Below are 19,419 nucleotides of genomic sequence, written 5' to 3' on the forward strand. Positions count from 1 at the left end.
CCTTGCGGACGGATAAAACCATGCAGCAAGACATCATTCTGGAAATGCGCGGCATCACCAAGACGTTCCCGGGGGTGAAAGCCCTGAACGACGTCAATCTCAAGGTGCGCCGCGGCGAGATCCATGCCCTGTGCGGCGAGAACGGCGCCGGCAAGTCGACCCTGATGAAGGTGCTCAGCGGTGTCTACCCCCACGGTAGCTACGCGGGCGAGATCGTCTACGAAGGCAAGCCACTGGCCTTTGGCGGTATCCGCGACAGCGAGCGGGAAGGGATCATCATCATTCACCAGGAGCTTGCGCTGGTGCCGCTGCTGTCGATCGCCGAGAACCTGTTTCTCGGTAACGAGATCGCCAGCAACGGCGTGATCGACTGGCCGGAGGTCTACCAGCGTACCGAGGTGCTGCTGAAGAAGGTCGGCCTCGACGAGATCGCCACCACGCCGGTCGAGAAGCTCGGTGTCGGCAAGCAGCAACTGGTGGAGATCGCCAAGGCGCTGGCCAAGGACGTCAAACTGCTGATCCTCGATGAGCCGACTGCGGCCCTGCAGGAGAACGACAGCCAGAAGCTGCTCGATCTGTTGCTGGAGTTTCGCGCCCAGGGGATTTCCTCGATCCTGATTTCCCACAAGCTCAACGAAGTCAGCCGCGTCGCCGACAGCATCACGGTGCTGCGCGACGGCGCGTCGGTCAGCAGCATGGATTGCCATGCCGAGGCGGTCAGCGAAGAGACCATCATTCGCGGCATGGTCGGCCGCGACATGGAGAACCGCTACCCGCAGCGCATTCCGGAGATCGGCGAAACCCTGCTGGAGATCCGCGACTGGAACGTCTGGCACCCGGAGTCGGCATCCCGGCAGATGATCCGCAATGTCAACCTCAGCGTGGCGGCCGGTGAAGTGGTGGGCATCGCCGGGCTGATGGGGGCAGGGCGTACCGAGCTGGCCATGAGCGTGTTCGGCAGGAGCTACGGGCGCAATATTTCCGGCTCCGTGCACCTGCGCGGCAAGGAAATCGACGTCTCCACGGTGCGCCGCGCCGTGGACAACGGCATCGCCTACGTCACCGAGGACCGCAAGTCCCTCGGCCTGGTGCTCGACGAAAGCATCCTCTGCAACACCACCCTGGCCAACCTCCCTGGCGTGTCGAGCGCTGGGGTGATCGACGAGCACGCCGAGCGCCGCGTTGCCGAGCAGTACCGTGAAGCGCTGCACATCCGCACGCCCGGGGTGTTCCAGAAGGTGCTCAACCTGTCCGGCGGCAACCAGCAGAAGGTGGTGCTGAGCAAATGGCTGTTCGCCAAACCCGAGGTGCTGATTCTCGATGAGCCGACCCGGGGCATCGACGTCGGCGCCAAGTTCGAGATCTACAGCCTGATCAACCAGCTGGCCGCCGACGGCAAGGGGGTGATCATCATTTCTTCGGAAATGCCCGAACTGCTGGGCATGTGCGACCGCATCTACGTCATGAACGAAGGTGCCTTCCTGGGCGAACTGGCGCGCGCAGAGGCGAGCCAGGAAAAGATCATGTCGATGATCGTCAAGGCGTGAGCGAGGTGAACGCAATGGATACGAAAACCCAACCGGCCCGGCCTTCGTTGCTGGCCCACCTGAAGAACCACGTGCGCGACTACGGCATGCTGATGACCCTGGTGGTCATCATGGCGCTCTTCGAGGTGCTCACCGACGGCACCCTGATGCGCCCGGTGAACCTCACCAACCTGTTCCTGCAGAACAGCTACATCATCATCATGGCCCTGGGCATGCTGTTGGTGATCGTCTCCGGGCACATCGACCTGTCGGTGGGCTCGGTGGTCGGCTTCGTCGGCGCCGCAGCCGCAGTGATGATGGTGCAATGGGGCTGGTCGACCTCGCTGGTGGTGCCGGTGTGCCTGCTGATGGGCTGTCTGATCGGCGCTGCCCAGGGGTACTGGATCGCCTATTGGCAGATTCCTTCGTTCATCGTCACCCTGGCCGGCATGCTGGTGTTCCGTGGCCTGACCCTGGCCGTGCTCGATGGTCAGTCGATCGGCCCGTTCTCGAGCAGCTTCCAGTTGATGAGCAACGGCTTCATCCCGGACATCTTCAGCGATACGCGGCCGAACATCACCGCCATCGTGCTCGGCGCGCTGGCTGCCGTGCTGATCATCTACCTGGCCGTGCGTGCCCGGCGGCGTGCCAAACGCTACGGCATCGTCGACGAACCGGCGCTGTTCTTCGTCATCAAGAACGGCCTGATTGCCAGCGCCATCGTCTACATCGCCTACCTGCTGGCCACCTACCGGGGGCTGCCGAACGTGCTGATCATCATGGCCCTGCTGATCAGCGCCTACACCTTCCTGACCAACCGCACCACCCTGGGCCGGCGCATCTACGCCATCGGCGGCAACGTCAAGGCGGCCAAGCTGTCGGGCATCAACACCGAACGGCTGACCTTCTTCGCCTTCGTCAACATGGGCATGCTCGCCGCCCTGGCCGGGCTGATCTTCGCGGCGCGCCTGAACACCGCCACGCCCAAGGCCGGGGTGTCCTTCGAACTCGACGTGATCGCCGCGGTGTTCATCGGTGGCGCATCGATGTCCGGTGGCGTGGGCAAGATCATCGGTGCGGTGATCGGCGCCCTGATCATGGGGGTGATGAACAACGGCATGTCGATCCTCGGCATCGGCATCGAGTGGCAGCAGGTGATCAAGGGCCTGGTGCTGCTGGCTGCAGTGATCTTCGACGTGGTCAACAAGAACAAATCCCGCTGAGGCGGAGCCATCCGCTCCCGTCGCGCCAGCCCTGCCTGCGCGTTACGGGACGAACACGAGGTAAAAGGCCATGAATAGCCAGAGTCCGACCCCCGCCAAAGCCGCGTACGCCGACCTGGCCGAGCGCAGCGTGCTGATTTCCGGTGGCGCCACCGGTATCGGCCGGGCATTGGTGGAAGCCTTCGCCCGTCAGGGGGCACGCACCGCGTTCGTCGATATCGACGACGAACACGGCCAGGCCCTGGCCAGCCAGTTGAGCGAGGCGGGGCATCAGGTGCGCTTCCTGCGCTGCGACATCACCGACATCAAGGCCTATCAGGCGGCCATCCACAAGATTGCCGAACAGTTCGGGCCGATCACCGCCTTGCTCAACAACGCCGCCAACGACGTTCGCCACGCGCTGGATTCGATCAGTGCCGAGCGCTTCGACGAGCTGATCGCGGTCAACCTGCGCCATGCCACCTTCGCCACCCAGGCGGTGGTGCCGATGATGCGCCAGGCCGGCGGCGGCGCGATCATCAATTTCGGCTCGGTGGGCTGGATGATGGCGTCGGCCGGCTATCCGGTGTATGCGGCGAGCAAGGCCGCCACCCACGGCCTGACCCGAGGCCTGGCACGGGAACTGGGCAAGGAGCGGATCCGCGTCAACACCCTGGTGCCCGGCTGGGTGATGACCGAGAAACAGCTGGCCATGTGGGTCGACGAGTCGGCCAAGGAGCAGATCCGCCAGAACCAGTGCATGCCCGGCCAACTGCTGCCCGAACATATCGCCGACATGGCGTTGTTCCTGGCTTCGGACGCCGCGGCGATGTGCACGGCGCAGAATTTCATTGTCGACGGAGGCTGGGTATGAGCACCTTCAAACCGGCGGTATGGCCACGCAAGCTGCGCTCCACCGAATGGTTCGGCGGCAACTCGCGGGATCACATCTACCACCGCAGCTGGATGAAGAATCAGGGGCTGCCGGCGGATCTGTTCGACGGCCGACCGGTGATCGGCATCTGCAACACCTGGTCGCAACTGACCCCCTGCAACGCGCACCTGCGTGACCTTGCCGAACGGGTCAAGCACGGCATCTACGAAGCCGGTGGCCTGCCGCTGGAATTTCCGGTGTTCTCCGCCGGGGAAAGCTCGCTGCGCCCGACCGCGATGATGTACCGCAACATGGCGGCGATGGACGTGGAAGAAGCGCTGCGCGCCAACCCGCTGGACGGCGTGGTGCTGCTGGCCGGCTGCGACAAGACCACCCCGGCGCTGCTGATGGGCGCGGCGAGCGTCGACATCCCGGCCGTCGTGGTGTCCGGCGGGCCGATGCTCAACGGCTGGTTCCGGGGCGAGCGAGTCGGCTCGGGTACCGCGCTGTGGCAGATGTCGGAAGACATCAAGGCCGGCAAGATGAGCCGCGAGGATTTTCTCGAAGCCGAGCAGTCGATGTCCCGCTCTCCGGGCTCCTGCAACACCATGGGTACCGCCAGCACCATGGCCAGCATGGCCGAAGCACTGGGCATGGCGCTGTCCGGCAATGCGGCGATTCCGGCGGTGGACAGCCGTCGCCGGGTGGTCGCGCACCTGACCGGGCGGCGCATCGTGCAGATGGTAAAGGATGACCTGAAACCGTCCGACATCATGACCCGCCAGGCTTTCGAGAACGCCATCCGGGTCAACGGCAGCATCGGCGGCTCGACCAATGCGGTGATCCACCTGCTGGCCATCGCTGGCCGCGTGGGCGTCGACCTGACCCTGGACGACTGGGACCGTCTCGGCCAGGACATTCCCACCCTCGTCAACCTGATGCCCTCGGGCAAATACCTGATGGAGGAGTTCTTCTACGCCGGGGGGCTGCCGGTGGTGATCCGCATGCTCGGCGAGGGCGGCAAGCTGCACAAGGGCGCACTGACGGTATCCGGCGAAACCCTCTGGGAGGAGGTCAAGGGCGTACGCAACTGGAACGAGGATGTCATCCGCCCGGTGGACCAGGCGCTCACCGCCAAGGGCGGCATCGCCGTGCTGCGGGGCAACCTGGCACCTCGCGGCGCCGTGCTGAAACCCTCGGCAGCGTCGCCACACCTCATGCAGCACCGTGGCCGCGCCGTGGTCTTCGAGGACATCGACGACTACAAGGCGAAGATCAACGACGAGAGCCTGGATATCGACGAACACTGCGTGATGGTGCTGAAGAACTGCGGCCCGCGCGGTTACCCGGGCATGGCCGAAGTGGGCAACATGGGCCTGCCGCCGAAGGTGCTGCGCAAGGGCATCACCGACATGGTGCGCATCTCCGACGCGCGGATGTCCGGCACCGCCTACGGCACCGTGGTTCTGCACACCACGCCGGAAGCCGCGGCCGGCGGGCCTTTGGCGGTGGTGCGCGATGGCGACATGATCGAGCTCGACGTGGAGGCCAGGCGCATTCACCTGGACATTCCCGAGGCTGAGCTGCGTCAGCGCCTGGCCGAGTGGCAGCCGACCTTGGAGCCGCCGACCAGCGGCTACATCAAGCTGTTCCACGACCACGTCGAGGGCGCCGATAGCGGAGCGGACTTCGATTTCCTCAAGGGCTGCCGCGGTGCCGGCATTCCCAAGGACAGCCACTGAGACCTGCGAGGAAACCAGGATGACAGAGACGGTCAGCTGGATAGCTGTCGACTGGGGGACCTCCCGGTTGCGTGCGTGGGCGCTGTCGGACGGCGGCGAGATCCTCCAGCGCGCGTCGTCGGCGCGCGGCATGAGCACCCTGGCGGCCGATCAGTTCGAGGGTGCGCTGCTGGAGCTGATCGACGCCTGGCTGGACCACGGGCGGGTCATCGACGTGGTTGCTTGCGGCATGGTCGGTGCCCGTCAGGGCTGGCGCGAAGCGCCGTATACCGAAGTGCCCTGTGCACCCCAGGCGATAGAGCGGATGATCAGGCCCGAGGTGAAGGATGCGCGTTTGCGCGTCTCTATCGTCCCGGGGCTGTGTCAGCGCGCGCCTGCCGATGTATTGCGTGGCGAGGAGACCCAGGTCGCCGGCCTGCTTGCCGAGCAGGCCGATTATCGCGGCATGGTCTGCCTGCCGGGCACCCACAGCAAGTGGGTCGAGGTGCGCGACGGCCAGGTGATGGCCTTCCAGACCTTCATGACCGGCGAGCTGTTCGCCTTGCTGAGTCAGCAATCGGTGTTGCGCCATGGCATGCAGGGTGATGCCCGGCAGTTGGACCAGCAGGCGTTCGATAGCGGTCTGCAGGCCGGGGCAGGGCAGACGCGGCGTCTGCTCGGCGCCTTGTTCGGACTGCGTGCCGAAGGCTTGCTCGACGGGCTGGGACCGGTTGCCGCGCGTTCCCGGTTGTCCGGGCTGCTGATCGGCGAGGAGCTGGCTGCGCTGGATGAACGCTGGCGGGGCCAGCAGGTCTGTGTAATCGGTGACGGCGAATCGGCCGAGCGCTACCGCCATGCGCTCGACACGCTGGGGGTGACGGCGCAGACCCTGAGCGCCGAGCGCGTCACCCTGGCTGGCCTGAGCGCTGCCCATGAGCACATTCAACGAGGAATCTAGGCATGGCCGCTACCCCGAATGGCAGCACCGAGGCACGTATCGTCGACGCACGCCACTGCACCCTGGGCGAAGGGCCGCTGTGGCACCCGCAGCGTGGGCAGCTGTTCTGGTTCGATATCCTCGGTCGGCGCCTGCTCAGCCAGCGTGATGGCCAGCCGCTGGAGTGGGCGTTCGACGAGCGGATATCCGCAGCGGGCTGGGTCGATGAGCATGTCCTGCTGATCGCCAGCGAGACGGCGCTGCTGACCTTCGACCTGGCCACCGGCGTGCGGCAGACGGTCTGCGCCCTCGAGGCGGATAATCCGCTGACCCGCTCCAACGATGGCCGAGCCGATCCCTGGGGCGGCTTCTGGATCGGCACCATGGGCCTCGATGGCGAGAAGCAGGCCGGCGCCATCTACCGTTACTACCGGGGCGAGCTGCGCCGTCTGTTCGCGGCTATCAGTATCAGCAATGCCATCTGCTTTTCCCCGGATCGGCGCCATGCCTACTTCGCCGACACCGCACGCCAGCAGATCTGGCGCCAGCCCCTCGACGAGCAGCATGGCTGGCCACAGGGCGAGGCGCAGCCGTTCATCGATGGCCGGGCGGCCGGGGTCAACCCGGACGGTGCGGTGGTCGACAGCCAGGGGCGCTTGTGGAACGCGCAATGGGGCGCGTCACGGGTGGCCTGCTATGACCCCGAGGGACACTTTCTGCAGGCGGTAGCCTTCCCGGCTTCGCAGATATCCTGTCCGGCATTCGGTGGGCCAGGCTTGTCGACCCTGTTCGCGACCTCGGCGCGCGATGGCCTTGACGACGAGCAACTGGCTGCCGAGCCTCAGGCAGGCAGGCTGTTTGCAGTGGAGCTGCCCGCACAGGGGCAGGCCGAGCATCGGGTCATCCTCTAGGTACTCGAAGCGACGGCAGGCAATACCAGGCAATACATCGAAAAATACAGATTGCGCCGGTGTTACGGGTGTCACGCGCGGTTTTCCGCACATTTATCCCTATCAAGCCACTTGTGCAGGTAAATAGCCGGTAAAGAGGCTTTGCGTCGGGCTCTTGCAGTGCTTATCGTTCACCCTCCCGAAGGCAGTAGCGATTGGCCCATGTCCGAAGTCAACACAACGCGTAGCACTCCATCCTCCAGGCGCCAGTGGTTCATCGGTCTGCTTCTGCTGGCCGTCGTTATCCTGCTGGTCTGGTGGTTCTGGCCGGCCAAAGCGGCCCCAGAAGAAGACACGGACTGGGGATTCAATAATGTGCCGGTGCGCATCGCCCACGTCGAGTCGCGGGACTTTCCCATCGTCCTCAAGGCCCTGGGCACGGTTACCGCCTACAACACCGCCAACGTGCGCAGCCGCGTGGATGGCCAGTTGGTCAAGGTGCTGTTCAAGGACGGTCAGCCGGTCAAGGCCGGCGACGTGCTGGCGCAGATCGACCCGCGGCCGTTCGAGATCGCCCTGCAGCAGGCCCAAGGCACGCTGGCGGAAAACCAGGCGCAACTGCGTGCTGCCGAGAAGGACCTGGCGCTGTATCGCGGCCTGTTCGAGGAGGACTCCATCGCCCGGCAGACCCTGGACACCCAGGAGGCGCTGGTCAACCAGTATCGCGGCACGCTGCAGAACAACCAGGGCGCGGTGGCCGAAGCCAGGCTGAACCTCGACTTCACCCAGGTGCGTGCGCCCATCGATGGCCGCCTGGGCATCCGCCAGGTCGACCAGGGCAACCTGGTGAACTCCAGTGATACCAATCCCATCGTGGTGATCACCCAGACGTTGCCGATTTCCGTCACCTTCACCCTGCCCGAGGCCGAACTGCCGGCCGTACTCGCCCAGGTACGCAAGGACCGCGAGCTGGTGGTACAGGCCTGGGATCGCGGCGACAACAACAAACTGGCCGACGGCGTGCTGGAAAGCCTGGACAACCAGATCGACACCACCACCGGTACGGTGAAGCTCAAGGCGCGCTTCGAGAACGCCGAGGAAATGCTGTTCCCCAACCAGTTCGTGAATACCCGTCTGCAGGTTTCCGTGCGCCAGAAGGCGCTGCTGGTGCCGGTCGCGGCGCTGCAATTCGGCGCCAATGGCACCTTCGTCTACGCCATCGATGGGGAAGACAAGGTGCAGGTTCGCCAGGTCAAGGTCGGCCCCAGCGACGGCGAGTTCTCGGTGATCGAAGACGGCGTGGCCGCCGACGAGCGAGTGGTGGTCGAGGGCACCGATCGCCTGCGTGACGGCAACAAGGTCGAGGTGATCGGCGAGGGCACTCGCGAGCCGTCTGCCACCGAGGAAAATGCACCGCGGGTGCGTAGCGCTTCATGAACGTCTCCCGCCTGTTCATCCTGCGACCGGTCGCCACCACCCTGATCATGCTGGCGATCTTCCTCAGTGGGGTGATCGCCTACCGGCTGCTGCCGGTTTCCGCGCTACCCGAGGTCGACTACCCGACCATCCGGGTGATGACCCTGTACCCGGGCGCCAGCCCGGATGTGATGACCAGCGCGGTGACGGCGCCCCTGGAGCGTCAGTTCGGCCAGATGGCCGGGCTGCAGCAGATGTCGTCGACCAGCTCCGGTGGCGCGTCGGTGATCACCCTGCGCTTCAACCTGGACGTGCAGCTGGACGTGGCCGAGCAGGAAGTGCAGGCGGCGATCAACGGCGCCACCAACCTGCTGCCGGACGACTTGCCGGCGCCGCCGGTGTACAACAAGGTCAATCCCGCCGACACCCCGGTGCTGACCCTGGCGGTGACCTCCAACGAGCTGCCGCTGCCCCAGGTCAACGATCTGGTCGACACCCGGCTGGCGCAGAAACTGGCACAGACCACCGGTGTCGGCCTGGTCTCCCTGGCCGGTGGCCAGCGTCCGGCCGTGCGCATTCGCGTCAATCCCGAGGCGCTGGCGGCCTATGGCCTCAATCTGTCCGACGTGCGCACGCTGATCAACGCCAGCAACGTCAATCAGCCCAAGGGCAATTTCGACGGCCCGACCCGGGTCACCCAGCTCGATGCCAACGACCAGCTGCGTTCTGCCGACGAGTACCGCGACCTGATCCTCGCCTATACCAATGGTGGCGCGCTGCGCCTGCGTGATGTCGCGTCGATCGTCGATGGCGCGGAAAACCAGCGCCTGGCCGCCTGGGCCAACCGCAATGCGGCGGTGCTGGTCAACGTGCAGCGCCAGCCGGGCGCCAACGTCATCGACGTGGTGGATCGCATCCAGACCCTGCTGCCTCACCTGACCCAGGGCCTGCCGGCCAGTGTCGAGGTGACGGTGCTCACCGACCGTACCCAGACCATCCGTGCCGCGGTGCGCGACGTGCAATACGAACTGATGCTGGCCATCGCCCTGGTGGTGATGGTCACCTTCCTGTTCCTGCGCAAGGTCTCGGCGACGCTGATTCCTTCGGTGGTGGTGCCGCTGTCGCTGATCGGTACCTTCGGCGTGATGTACCTGGCCGGCTTCACGGTCAACAACCTGACGCTGATGGCGTTGACCATTGCCACCGGCTTCGTGGTCGACGATGCCATCGTCATGCTGGAGAACATCGCCCGTCATCTGGAAGAGGGCGAGACACCCCTGAACGCGGCGCTCAAGGGTGCCAGGCAGATCGGCTTCACCCTGGTGTCGCTGACCCTGTCGCTGATCGCCGTGCTGATCCCGCTGCTGTTCATGGCCGATGTCGTGGGGCGGCTGTTCCGCGAATTCGCCATCACCCTGGCGGTGGCCATCCTCATTTCTCTGGTGATTTCCCTGACCCTGACGCCGATGATGTGCGCGCGTCTGCTCAGGCATGAGCCGCAGGCGCAGCAGGGGCGGTTCTACACCGCCAGCGGCGCGGTCATCGATCGCCTGATCGAACGCTACTCGGTTGGCCTGCGCTGGGTGCTGCGCCATCAGCCGCTGACCCTGCTGTTGGCCATTGGTACCATGGCGCTCACGGTGGTGCTCTACCTGGCGGTGCCCAAGGGCTTTTTCCCGGTGCAGGACACCGGGGTGATCCAGGGCATTTCCGAGGCGCCTCAGTCGATTTCCTTCTCGGCCATGAGCGAGCGCCAGCAACGCCTGGCTGACGTGATTCTCAAGGATCCGGCGGTCACCAGCCTGTCTTCCTACATCGGTGTGGACGGTGACAACCCGACCCTGAACAGCGGGCGCATGCTGATCAACCTCAAGCCCCATGCCGAACGTGACCTCAGCGCCGCCCAGGTGATCGAGCGGTTGCGTCCGGAACTGGCCAAACTGAGTGGCATCGAGCTGTTCCTGCAGCCGGTGCAGGATCTCTCCATCGAGGATCGGGTCAGCCGCACCCAGTTCCAGTTCAGCGTCGAGTCCCCCGACCCCGCGATGCTGGAAACCTGGTCGAACAAGCTGGTCGAGGCGTTGCGTCGGCAGCCCGAGCTGAGTGACGTCACCAGCGACCTGCAGAGCCGTGGCCTGCAGGCGTACCTGAAGATCGACCGCGACCTGGCCGGGCGTCTCGGCGTCAGTGTCGCGGCAATCGACGATGCGCTCTACGACGCCTTCGGCCAGCGGCAGATTTCCACCATCTACACCCAGGCCAGCCAGTATCGCGTGGTACTGGAAAGCGCCGATGGTGGCAGCATCGGGCCGGCGGCTCTACGCCAGATCCATGTCGCCACCGCCGAGGGTGGCCAGGTGCCGCTGTCGTCCCTGGCCCAGGTCGAGGAGCGGGCGGCGAGCCTGCTGATCAACCATATCGGCCAGTTCCCGGCGGCCACGCTGTCGTTCAACCTCAGCCCTGGCGTCGCCCTGGGCGATGCGGTGGCGGTGATCGAACGGGTGCAGCAGGACATTCAGATGCCGGTCAGCGTCCAGGTGAACTTCCAGGGCGCCGCCGAGGCCTTCCGCGCCTCGCTGTCGTCCACGCTGCTGCTCATCCTGGCGGCCATCGTCACCATGTACATCGTGCTCGGCGTGCTCTACGAGAGCTATATCCACCCGATCACCATCCTTTCCACGCTGCCGTCGGCGGGCGTCGGTGCCTTGCTGGCGCTGCTGTTGACCGGCAACGACCTGGGGCTGATCGCGATCATCGGCATCATCCTGCTGATCGGCATCGTCAAGAAGAACGCCATCATGATGATCGACTTCGCCCTCGAGGCGGAGCGACAGCAGGGCATGACCCCTCACGATGCGATCTACCAGGCGGCGCTGCTGCGTTTCCGGCCGATTCTGATGACCACCCTGGCGGCGCTGTTCGGTGCCGTTCCGTTGATGCTGGCGTCGGGCTCCGGCGCCGAGCTGCGTCAGCCCCTGGGCCTGGTGATGGTCGGCGGCCTGCTGCTCAGCCAGGTGCTCACCCTGTTCACCACGCCGGTGATCTACCTGTACTTCGACCGCCTGGCGCGGCGTGTCAGTGGCCGCAGCGCCGCGGGCGTGCCGACATGATGGCCGCTGGGCAGGTGTGGGGCGTCGCGGCATGAACCTCTCGGCACCTTTCATCCGGCGTCCGGTGGCGACCCTGCTGCTGAGCCTGGCGATCATGCTGCTCGGTGGCGTCAGCTTCGGCCTGCTGCCGGTGGCGCCACTGCCGAACATGGACTTCCCGGTGATCACCGTGCAGGCCAGCCTGCCCGGTGCCAGCCCGCAGGTGATGGCGGCCACGGTGGCCACGCCGCTGGAGCGCTCGCTGGGTGCCATCGCCGGGGTCAGCCAGATGAACAGCAACAGCAGCCAGGGCAGTACGCGGATCATGATCGAGTTCGATCTGGATCGCGATATCAATGCCGCGGCGCGGGAGGTGCAGGCGGCGATCAACGCCTCCCGCGAGCTGCTGCCCAGCGGCATGCGCAGCATGCCCACCTACCGCAAGATCAATCCGTCCCAGGCGCCGATCATGGTGCTGTCGCTGACTTCCACGGTGCTCGACAAGGGCCAGCTGTACGACGTCGCCTCGACCATCGTCGGCCAGAAACTGTCGCAGATCAGCGGCGTCGGTGAAGTGCAGATCGGCGGCAGCTCGCTGCCTGCCGTGCGGGTGGCGCTGGAGCCACGCTTGCTGGATCAGTACGGTGTGGCACTGGACGACGTGCGGGCGACCATCGCAGCAGGCAATGCCAAGCGACCCAAGGGCGCCGTCGAGGACGCGCAGCGCCACTGGCAGGTGCAGGCCAATGACCAGTTGGAGCGCGCCGCCGACTACCAGCCGATGATCATCCGCTACCAGGACGGTGCGGCGATCCGCCTCGGTGATGTCGCCCAGGTCACCGATGGCGTGCAGGACCGTTACAACAGCGGCTTCTACAACGACAAACAGGCCGTTCTGGTGGTGGTGAACCGGCAGAGCGGGGCGAACATCATCGAAACCGTCGCCGGTATCCGTGCCCTGCTGCCTGAATTGCGCGAGGTGATTCCGGCCAGCGCCAACCTGGAAGTGGCCATGGATCGCTCGCCGGTGATCCGCGCCACCCTCAAGGAAGCCGAACATACCCTGCTGATCGCCGTGGCGCTGGTGATCCTGGTGGTCTTCGCCTTTCTCGGACGCTGGCGCTCGGCGCTGATTCCCGCGTTGGCAGTGCCGGTCTCGCTGGTCGGCTCGTTCGCGGCGATGTACCTGCTGGGGTTCTCGCTGAACAACCTGTCGCTGATGGCGCTGATCATCGCCACCGGCCTGGTTGTGGACGACGCCATCGTCGTGCTCGAGAACATTTCCCGGCACATCGAGGCGGGTGAAACGCCCATGGCCGCGGCCTTCAAGGGATCTCGCGAGGTGGGCTTCACGCTGTTGTCGATGAACGTCTCGCTGGTGGCGGTGTTTCTTTCCATCTTGTTCATGGGCGGGCTGGTCGAGCGGTTGTTCCGCGAGTTCTCCATCACCCTGGCGGTGGCCATCGTGATTTCCCTGCTGGTGTCGCTGACGCTCACGCCGATGCTCTGCGCGCGCTGGCTGAAGCCAGAACCCGAGCGGCAGGAGCACCGGGCAGGGCGCCTGCAGGCCTTGGGGGCGCGCATAATGCGCGGCTACGCGCGCAGCCTGGACTGGGCGCTGCGGCATTCCCTGCTGATGCTGATCAGCCTGCTGGCGACCATCGCGCTGAATGTCGTGCTGTTCGTCATCGTCCCCAAGACCTTCATGCCGCAACAGGATACCGGCCAGTTGATGGGCTTCATTCGGGGCGACAACGGGCTGTCGTTCCAGGTCATGCAGCCGAAGATGGAAGCCTATCGTCGCTCGATCCTGGCGGACCCGGCCGTTGAGAGCGTGGCGGGTTTCATCGGCGGCAGCAGTGGTATCAACAACGCGATCATGATCGTGCGCCTCAAACCCATGAACGAACGCGACCTGTCCGCTCAGCAGGTGATCGATCGTTTGCGCAAGAATGCGCCGAAGATTCCGGGTGGGCGCATGTTCCTCATGCCCGACCAGGATCTGCAGGTCGGCGGCCGCCAGGGGCGTAGTTCCGAGAACGAGTACATGCTGATGTCCGGCGATCTCGATGCGCTGCGCGAGTGGTTGCCAAAGGTGCGCGAGGCGCTGCGAGCCCTGCCGGAGCTGACCGATATCGACGCCAGCGAAGACGGTGGCGCGCCGCAGATCCGTCTGGTGGTCGACCGTGACGAGGCCAAACGCCTGGGCATCGACATGAGTCTGGTGACCGGCGTGCTCAACAACGCGTTCAGCCAGCGGCAGATCTCTACCATCTACGACAGCCTCAACCAGTACAGCGTGGTCATGGAGATCAACCCGCGCTATGCCCAGAGCCCCGAAGCCCTGGCGCAGATCCAGCTGATCACCGCAGACGGCGCGCGGGTACCGCTGTCGGCCATCGCGCACTGGGAGCGCAGCCTCGAAGACGACCGCGTCAGCCACCAGGGCCAGTTCGCGGTGGAGAACATCGGTTTCTCGCTGGCCGAGGGCGTCAGCCTCGACCAGGCAACCGCTGCCATCGACCGCGCCGTGGCGCTCATCAGTTTGCCCACCGAGGTGCAGGGCATGATGGGTGGCACGGGGGGGGCCTTCCAGCAGACGCAGAAGAACCAGCCCTGGATGATCCTCATGGCGCTGGTGGTGGTGTACATCGTGCTCGGCATTCTCTACGAGAGTTACGTGCACCCGCTGACCATCCTCTCGACGCTGCCCTCGGCCGGCGTGGGTGCCTTGCTCGCGCTGCAACTGCTCAATACCGAGTTCAGCCTGATCTCGCTGCTGGGGCTGTTCCTGCTGATCGGGGTGGTGAAGAAGAACGCCATCCTGATGGTCGACCTGGCGCTGCAGCTGGAGCGCAACGAGCACCTCAGCCCGGCCGACTCGATCCGTCGTGCCTGCCTGCTGCGCTTCCGGCCGATCATGATGACCACCCTGGCGGCCTTGCTTGGCGCCTTGCCACTGATGTTCGGCAGCGCCGAGGGTTCGGAAATGCGCCAGCCGCTGGGCATCACCATCGTCGGTGGCCTGATCCTCAGCCAGATCCTCACGCTTTACACCACGCCGGTGGTCTACCTCTACCTCGATCGCCTGCGCCACCGGGTCAACCGCTGGCGTGGCGTGCGTACCGATGCCGCTTTGGAAACGCCTCTATGACTCATGCAACCCGCCGTACTCTTGGCCTGCTGGCGCTCAGCGTCGCCCTGGCCGGCTGCGCCATCGGGCCGGATTATCAGCGCCCGGAAATCAGCACCCCGGCGCAGTTCAAGCAGGCCGAAGGCTGGAAGGCCGCGGTGCCTGCCGACGCGCTCGAGCGCGGCACCTGGTGGGAGCTGTATGGCGATGGCGAGCTGAATGCGCTGGTCGGCCGGCTGAACGTCTCCAACCAGAACCTAGCCGCCTCCGAAGCCCAGTACCGCCAGGCCCGGGCGTTGCTGCGCAGCGGCCGTGCGGCCTTCTTCCCGACCCTGTCGACCAGTGCCGGCATGACCCGTGCCGGGCAGGGCGGTGGAGACAGTACGCTGCGTACCTCCGATGGCATCGCCAGCGGCGGTTCCAACTCGGCGAGCATCTCGAAGAGCTACGACCTGAGCCTCAACGCCAGCTGGGAGCTGGATGTATGGGGCAAGCTGCGGCGCGGCCTGGAGTCCAACCGTGCGGCTTTCGAGGCCAGCGCGGCCGATCTCGCGGCCCTGCGCCTGAGCCTGCAAGCCGAGCTGGTGCAGAGCTACCTGCAATTGCGTGTACTGGATGAGCAGCAACGCTTGCTGGACGCCACGGTGGCCGCCTACCAGCGTTCGCTGCGCCTGACCGAAAACCAGTACCGCGCCGGCATCGTGCCGCGCTCCGACGTTGCCCAGGCGCTGACCCAACTGCGCAGCACCGAGGCCCAGGCCATCGACCTGCAATGGCAGCGTGCGCAGCTCGAGCATGCCATTGCCGTGCTGATCGGCGTGCCGCCCAATGAGGTGAGCATCGCTCGCCGGGAAAGCCTTCCGGCGCTACCGCAGGTGCCGGCGAGCGTGCCCTCGCACATGCTGGAACGTCGCCCAGATGTGGCTGCAGCCGAGCGCCGGGTGATCGCCGCGAATGCCGAGATCGGCGTGGCAAAGGCTGCCTGGTTCCCGGACCTCACCCTGTCCGCCAGCGGTGGTTACCGTGGCAGCAGCTTTGCCGACTGGGTCAACCTGCCCAATCGTTTCTGGTCGGTGGGGCCACAGCTGGCCCTGACCCTGTTCGACGGCGGCCGCCGCAGCGCCGAGAGTGAGCGGGTCGAGGCCGCTTACGAGCAGACCGTCGCGCAGTATCGCCAGGCCGTGCTCGACAGCTTCCGCGAGGTCGAGGATTACCTGGTGCAGCAGCGTGTGCTGGGCCGCGAGGCCGAGGTGCAGTCGCAAGCGCTGGATGCCGCACGTGAATCCCTGCGCCTGATCGAAAACCAGTATCGCGCCGGCACCGTGGACTACAACAGCGTGGTCAACGTGCAGGCCACGGCGCTGAGCAACGAGCGCAACAGCCTGACGCTGCTCGGTAGCCGCCTGACCGCCAGCGTGCAGCTGATCGCCGCCCTGGGCGGCGGTTGGGATGTACAGCAGCTCGAAGAGAGCGACGAGTAAACGTGATCCGTAGCCCGGGTTGGCCGCAGGCGTAACCCGGGATCCCTGGTGAGTCGATCCCGGGTGTCGCTGCGCTCGACCCGGGCTACTGGATCATTGCCCGTGGCGATATACGCCCTTGCCCGGCAGGCGCGCTCGGTCGTGCGGCGCGTCGAAGTCCAGCGCCGGCCCCTTGGGCACGATAGCGGTCGGGTTGATGGTCTGGTGGCTGACGTAGTAATGGTGCTGGATGTGCCACAGGTCCACGGTCGCCGCCACGCCCGGCCACTGGTAGAGCTCGCGCAGCCAGTGGCTGAGGTTCGGGTAGTCGACGATGCGCCGCAGGTTGCACTTGAAGTGGCCGTGGTACACGGCATCGAAGCGCACCAGGGTGGTGAACAGCCGCCAGTCGGCCTCGGTCAGGTGCTCGCCGGCCAGGTAGCGGGATTGCCCAAGACGGGTCTCCAGCACCGACAGCTCGCTGAACAGCTCGTCGAAGGCTTCTTCGTAAGCCGCTTGGGTGGTGGCGAAACCGGCAAGGTAAACACCGTTGTTGACGCTCGGGTAGATGCGCGCATTGAGCGCATCGATATCGGCGCGCAAGGCCTGTGGGTAGAAGTCCAGGTGGTTGCCGGTCAGCCCATCGAATGCCGAGTTGAACATGCGGATGATCTCCGCCGACTCGTTGCTGACGATGCGTTGCTGCTGTTTGTCCCACAACAGCGGCACCGTGACCCGCCCGGTGTACTCGGGGTCGTCCTGGGTATAGCGTTGATGCAGAAAGGCCAAATCATCCAGGGCGTCACCGCTGGAGCCGTGCTCCGGGTCGAAGGTCCAGCCATTCTCGCGCATCAGCCAGCTCACCACCGACACCTCGATCAGTGCCTCGAGGCCCTTGAGGGTACGCAGAATCAGGGTGCGATGGGCCCATGGGCAGGCCAGCGACACATACAGGTGATAACGGCCGGCTTCGGCGGCGAAGCCACCTTCGCCGGTGGGGCCGGGGGCGCCGTCGGCGGTGATCCAGTTGCGCCGCTGCGCGTTCTCGCGCTTGAAGCGACCACCGGCACCGGTGTCGTACCATTGGTCGTGCCATTGGCCTTCGATCAGCAAGCCCATGTCGTTTACTCCCGTGTCGTTCGATGCCTGGAGTCTACCCAGTCAGCTATCGACACAGGCCGTAAAAACCGGGTTCAACGAATCGGCTGGCTCGATAGGTGGCGCGCTTGCCAGCGTTCTTCCGCCTCCGCAAAGGCCGCCTCGCGCTGCAGGCCCAGCCCACGCAGGGCCAGGGCCATGGTGGCGACGATCGCCAGTTGGCCGTAGGCATCGTCGGCCTCGCCCTGCCATACGGCGTGCAGGTGGGTCGGGTCCAGGCGCTCGGGTTTGACATGCCGGCGCTCGGAAAGCATCGGCCAGTCCTCGTCCCAGTTCACGCCGTCTTCGGTGCCGTACAGGTGGCAGATGGCGTCCGGGTTGAGCTCGATTTCGCCGCCATCGCCCTTGACCACGATGGCGCGATCGCCCAGCAACTGGCTGGCCTCACGGTGCACGGCCTGATAGCCGGGATGGAAGATGCTCTGCAGCGCGCAACGGGCTGCCAAAGGATTGAGAATGCGTGCCAGGGAGTGGATCGGCGAGCGCAGGCCGAGCACGTTGCGCAGGTCGATCATGCGCTGCAGTGCCGGCATCCAGTCGCCCAGGGGCATAAAGGCCAGGTTGCCGTTATCCAGGCTGTGCGAAACCTGCTCCCAACTGCGACACAGAGGGATCTCCAGCTCGCCGAGCAACTGCTCGCTGTACAGGCGCCCGGCCGTGTGTGCGCCGCCGCCGTGCATGAAGATGCGCAGGCCGCTGTTGGCCAGGGCCTTGGCCGCCAGCAGGAACCACGGCAGGTGGCGTTTCTTGCCGGCGTAGGTGGGCCAGTCGAAGTCGACGGCAATGGCTGGCGCAGGCAGGCGGGCACGTACCGCGTCGGTGAAGCCGGCCATCTCTTCGGCGCTTTCCTCCTTGTGGCGCAGGAGCATGAGAAAGGCGCCAAGCTGGCTGTCTTCGACCTTGTCGTCGAGAATCATACCCATGGCCTCGCGGGCTTCCTCGCGGGTCAGGTTGCGCGCGCCGCGCTTGCCCTTGCCGAGAATGCGCACGAAGAGCGCGAAAGGGTGTTCGGCTGGGGTGATCAGGTTCATAGGCAATTCGTGGGCTTGGGCAGGCCCGCCAGCTTGGCGGCGAGTTTGGCAGGAGTGCCATTGAACAGTCGATTGAGGTGCAGGCTGTTGCCTTTTTCCGGGCCCAGCTTGAGGGCGACGTACTTGATCAGCGGCCGGTTGGCTGGCGACAGCTGGAATTCATCGTGGAAGGCGCGCAGCAGCAGGAGAATTTCCCAGTGCTCGTCGCCCAGCGGCAGCGCCTCACGCTCGGCCAGGGCGGTAGCCACGTCTCGGGACCAGTCCTGAAGATCGAGCAGATAGCCATCCTTGTCCAGCCCGATGGCGCGCTCATTGACGATCAGGGGGCTCATAACCAAGTGTTGACCTTGTCGAAACGCACGGCGAGGGCGACGAAGCCCGGATAGTCGATCTGCTGCAGGTCATCGGCAGGCTGCAGGCCGCGGGCCTGGATGTCTTCTTGCAGGGCGAACAGGTCAATCCCCGCGCCCAGGGCGCTCAGCGACTGCGCGTGCAGCGTGCCGGGCTGGCTGGCATAGGTGGCATCGCCACAGAGCAGCAGGCCATCGCCGCTGCCCAGCAGGCGCAGGCAACTGCTCAGACGGTCATCGCTGAAGGGGGAGCTGGATACCACGTGCAGGGTCGTCATCAGAGGGTGATCACCTGGTCGTAACGGTCGATGAGGTCGCGCAGCCCGGCGCCGTCCAGGCGTTCGACCTCCAGCGAAGTTTCACTCAGACCACGTTGCTGCAGGCTGTAACTGCAGGCGTACAGCGCTTCGACACCGAACATCGGCAGGGCCTGCAGGTTGGCGGACAGATCCTTCTGCTGCACCGCCCGGGACTGCTGCCCCGGGGCCAGTTGCAGCACGCCGTCGTCGAGAAACAGCAGGCCAACAGGCAGATCGAAGGCGCCACCGGCCAGCGCGATATCCAGGGCTTCACGGGCACCGGGGCCGTTCCAGGGCGCCTTGCGGCTGATGATCAGCAATGAGCGGCTCACC

15 protein-coding genes are annotated in these 19,419 nt (G+C 65.5%); 10 read left to right on the forward strand and 5 right to left on the reverse strand.

Annotated features, from left to right (window positions below):
• Window positions 1-20 precede the first annotated feature (20 nt).
• From mmsA to BLR94_RS02610, 10 genes are all read left to right on the forward strand, one after another.
• Window positions 21-1,547 (forward strand): multiple monosaccharide ABC transporter ATP-binding protein, encoded by a 1,527-nt coding sequence (gene mmsA, locus BLR94_RS02565; protein WP_084303404.1) that lies wholly within the window; start codon window positions 21-23, stop codon window positions 1,545-1,547.
• 14 nt (window positions 1,548-1,561) lie between these two features.
• Window positions 1,562-2,749 carry a multiple monosaccharide ABC transporter permease gene (gene mmsB / locus BLR94_RS02570; protein ID WP_084303403.1) on the forward strand — a complete coding sequence of 396 codons (1,188 nt, stop codon included), beginning with the start codon at window positions 1,562-1,564 and terminating at the stop codon, window positions 2,747-2,749.
• A gap of 70 nt (window positions 2,750-2,819) precedes the next feature.
• Entirely contained in the window at window positions 2,820-3,602 is a 783-nt protein-coding gene (locus BLR94_RS02575; RefSeq protein ID WP_084303402.1) for an SDR family NAD(P)-dependent oxidoreductase, read from the forward strand.
• On the forward strand, window positions 3,599-5,344 hold the full coding sequence (araD, locus tag BLR94_RS02580; protein WP_084303401.1) for an L-arabinonate dehydratase: 1,746 nt from the start codon (window positions 3,599-3,601) through the stop codon (window positions 5,342-5,344). The genes BLR94_RS02575 and araD overlap by 4 nt, the downstream gene beginning before the upstream one ends.
• Window positions 5,345-5,363: 19 nt before the next feature.
• Window positions 5,364-6,281: a 2-dehydro-3-deoxygalactonokinase gene (locus tag BLR94_RS02585; RefSeq protein WP_084303400.1), complete on the forward strand. Its 918-nt coding sequence runs from the start codon at window positions 5,364-5,366 to the stop codon at window positions 6,279-6,281.
• A 2-nt stretch (window positions 6,282-6,283) separates the two neighbouring features.
• A complete protein-coding gene (locus BLR94_RS02590; protein WP_084303399.1) occupies window positions 6,284-7,171 on the forward strand; it encodes an SMP-30/gluconolactonase/LRE family protein in 888 nt (295 codons plus the stop codon).
• A gap of 201 nt (window positions 7,172-7,372) precedes the next feature.
• Window positions 7,373-8,587 carry an MdtA/MuxA family multidrug efflux RND transporter periplasmic adaptor subunit gene (locus BLR94_RS02595; protein WP_084303398.1) on the forward strand — a complete coding sequence of 405 codons (1,215 nt, stop codon included), beginning with the start codon at window positions 7,373-7,375 and terminating at the stop codon, window positions 8,585-8,587.
• The gene (locus BLR94_RS02600) at window positions 8,584-11,676 is read left to right on the forward strand and encodes an MdtB/MuxB family multidrug efflux RND transporter permease subunit (protein ID WP_084303397.1); all 3,093 of its coding nucleotides are present in this window, start codon (window positions 8,584-8,586) and stop codon (window positions 11,674-11,676) included. Before BLR94_RS02595 ends, BLR94_RS02600 begins: the two co-directional genes overlap by 4 nt.
• 31 nt (window positions 11,677-11,707) lie before the next feature.
• The gene (locus BLR94_RS02605) at window positions 11,708-14,809 is read left to right on the forward strand and encodes an efflux RND transporter permease subunit (protein WP_084303396.1); all 3,102 of its coding nucleotides are present in this window, start codon (window positions 11,708-11,710) and stop codon (window positions 14,807-14,809) included.
• Window positions 14,806-16,269, forward strand: coding sequence for an efflux transporter outer membrane subunit (locus BLR94_RS02610; protein ID WP_084303395.1), 1,464 nt, complete (start codon window positions 14,806-14,808; stop codon window positions 16,267-16,269). Before BLR94_RS02605 ends, BLR94_RS02610 begins: the two co-directional genes overlap by 4 nt.
• A gap of 93 nt (window positions 16,270-16,362) precedes the next feature.
• Here the strand turns inward: BLR94_RS02610 and BLR94_RS02615 are convergent, their stop codons facing one another.
• The 5 genes from BLR94_RS02615 to tusC form a co-directional block, all read right to left on the reverse strand.
• A complete protein-coding gene (locus BLR94_RS02615; RefSeq protein ID WP_084303394.1) occupies window positions 16,363-17,367 on the reverse strand; it encodes a glutathione S-transferase family protein in 1,005 nt (334 codons plus the stop codon).
• A gap of 74 nt (window positions 17,368-17,441) precedes the next feature.
• A complete protein-coding gene (locus BLR94_RS02620) occupies window positions 17,442-18,437 on the reverse strand; it encodes a glycosyl transferase family protein (protein WP_084303393.1) in 996 nt (331 codons plus the stop codon).
• Window positions 18,434-18,769 (reverse strand): TusE/DsrC/DsvC family sulfur relay protein, encoded by a 336-nt coding sequence (locus tag BLR94_RS02625; RefSeq protein ID WP_084303392.1) that lies wholly within the window; start codon window positions 18,767-18,769, stop codon window positions 18,434-18,436. Before BLR94_RS02625 ends, BLR94_RS02620 begins: the two co-directional genes overlap by 4 nt.
• Window positions 18,766-19,065, reverse strand: a complete 300-nt coding sequence (tusB, locus tag BLR94_RS02630; protein WP_084303391.1) for a sulfurtransferase complex subunit TusB — start codon at window positions 19,063-19,065, stop codon at window positions 18,766-18,768. The genes BLR94_RS02625 and tusB overlap by 4 nt, the downstream gene beginning before the upstream one ends.
• A complete protein-coding gene (gene tusC / locus BLR94_RS02635; protein WP_084303390.1) occupies window positions 19,065-19,418 on the reverse strand; it encodes a sulfurtransferase complex subunit TusC in 354 nt (117 codons plus the stop codon). The genes tusB and tusC overlap by 1 nt, the downstream gene beginning before the upstream one ends.
• Between the last annotated feature and the right edge of the window lies 1 nt (window position 19,419).

The organism is Phytopseudomonas flavescens (assembly GCF_900100535.1).
GTDB classification, from domain to species: domain Bacteria; phylum Pseudomonadota; class Gammaproteobacteria; order Pseudomonadales; family Pseudomonadaceae; genus Aquipseudomonas; species Aquipseudomonas flavescens.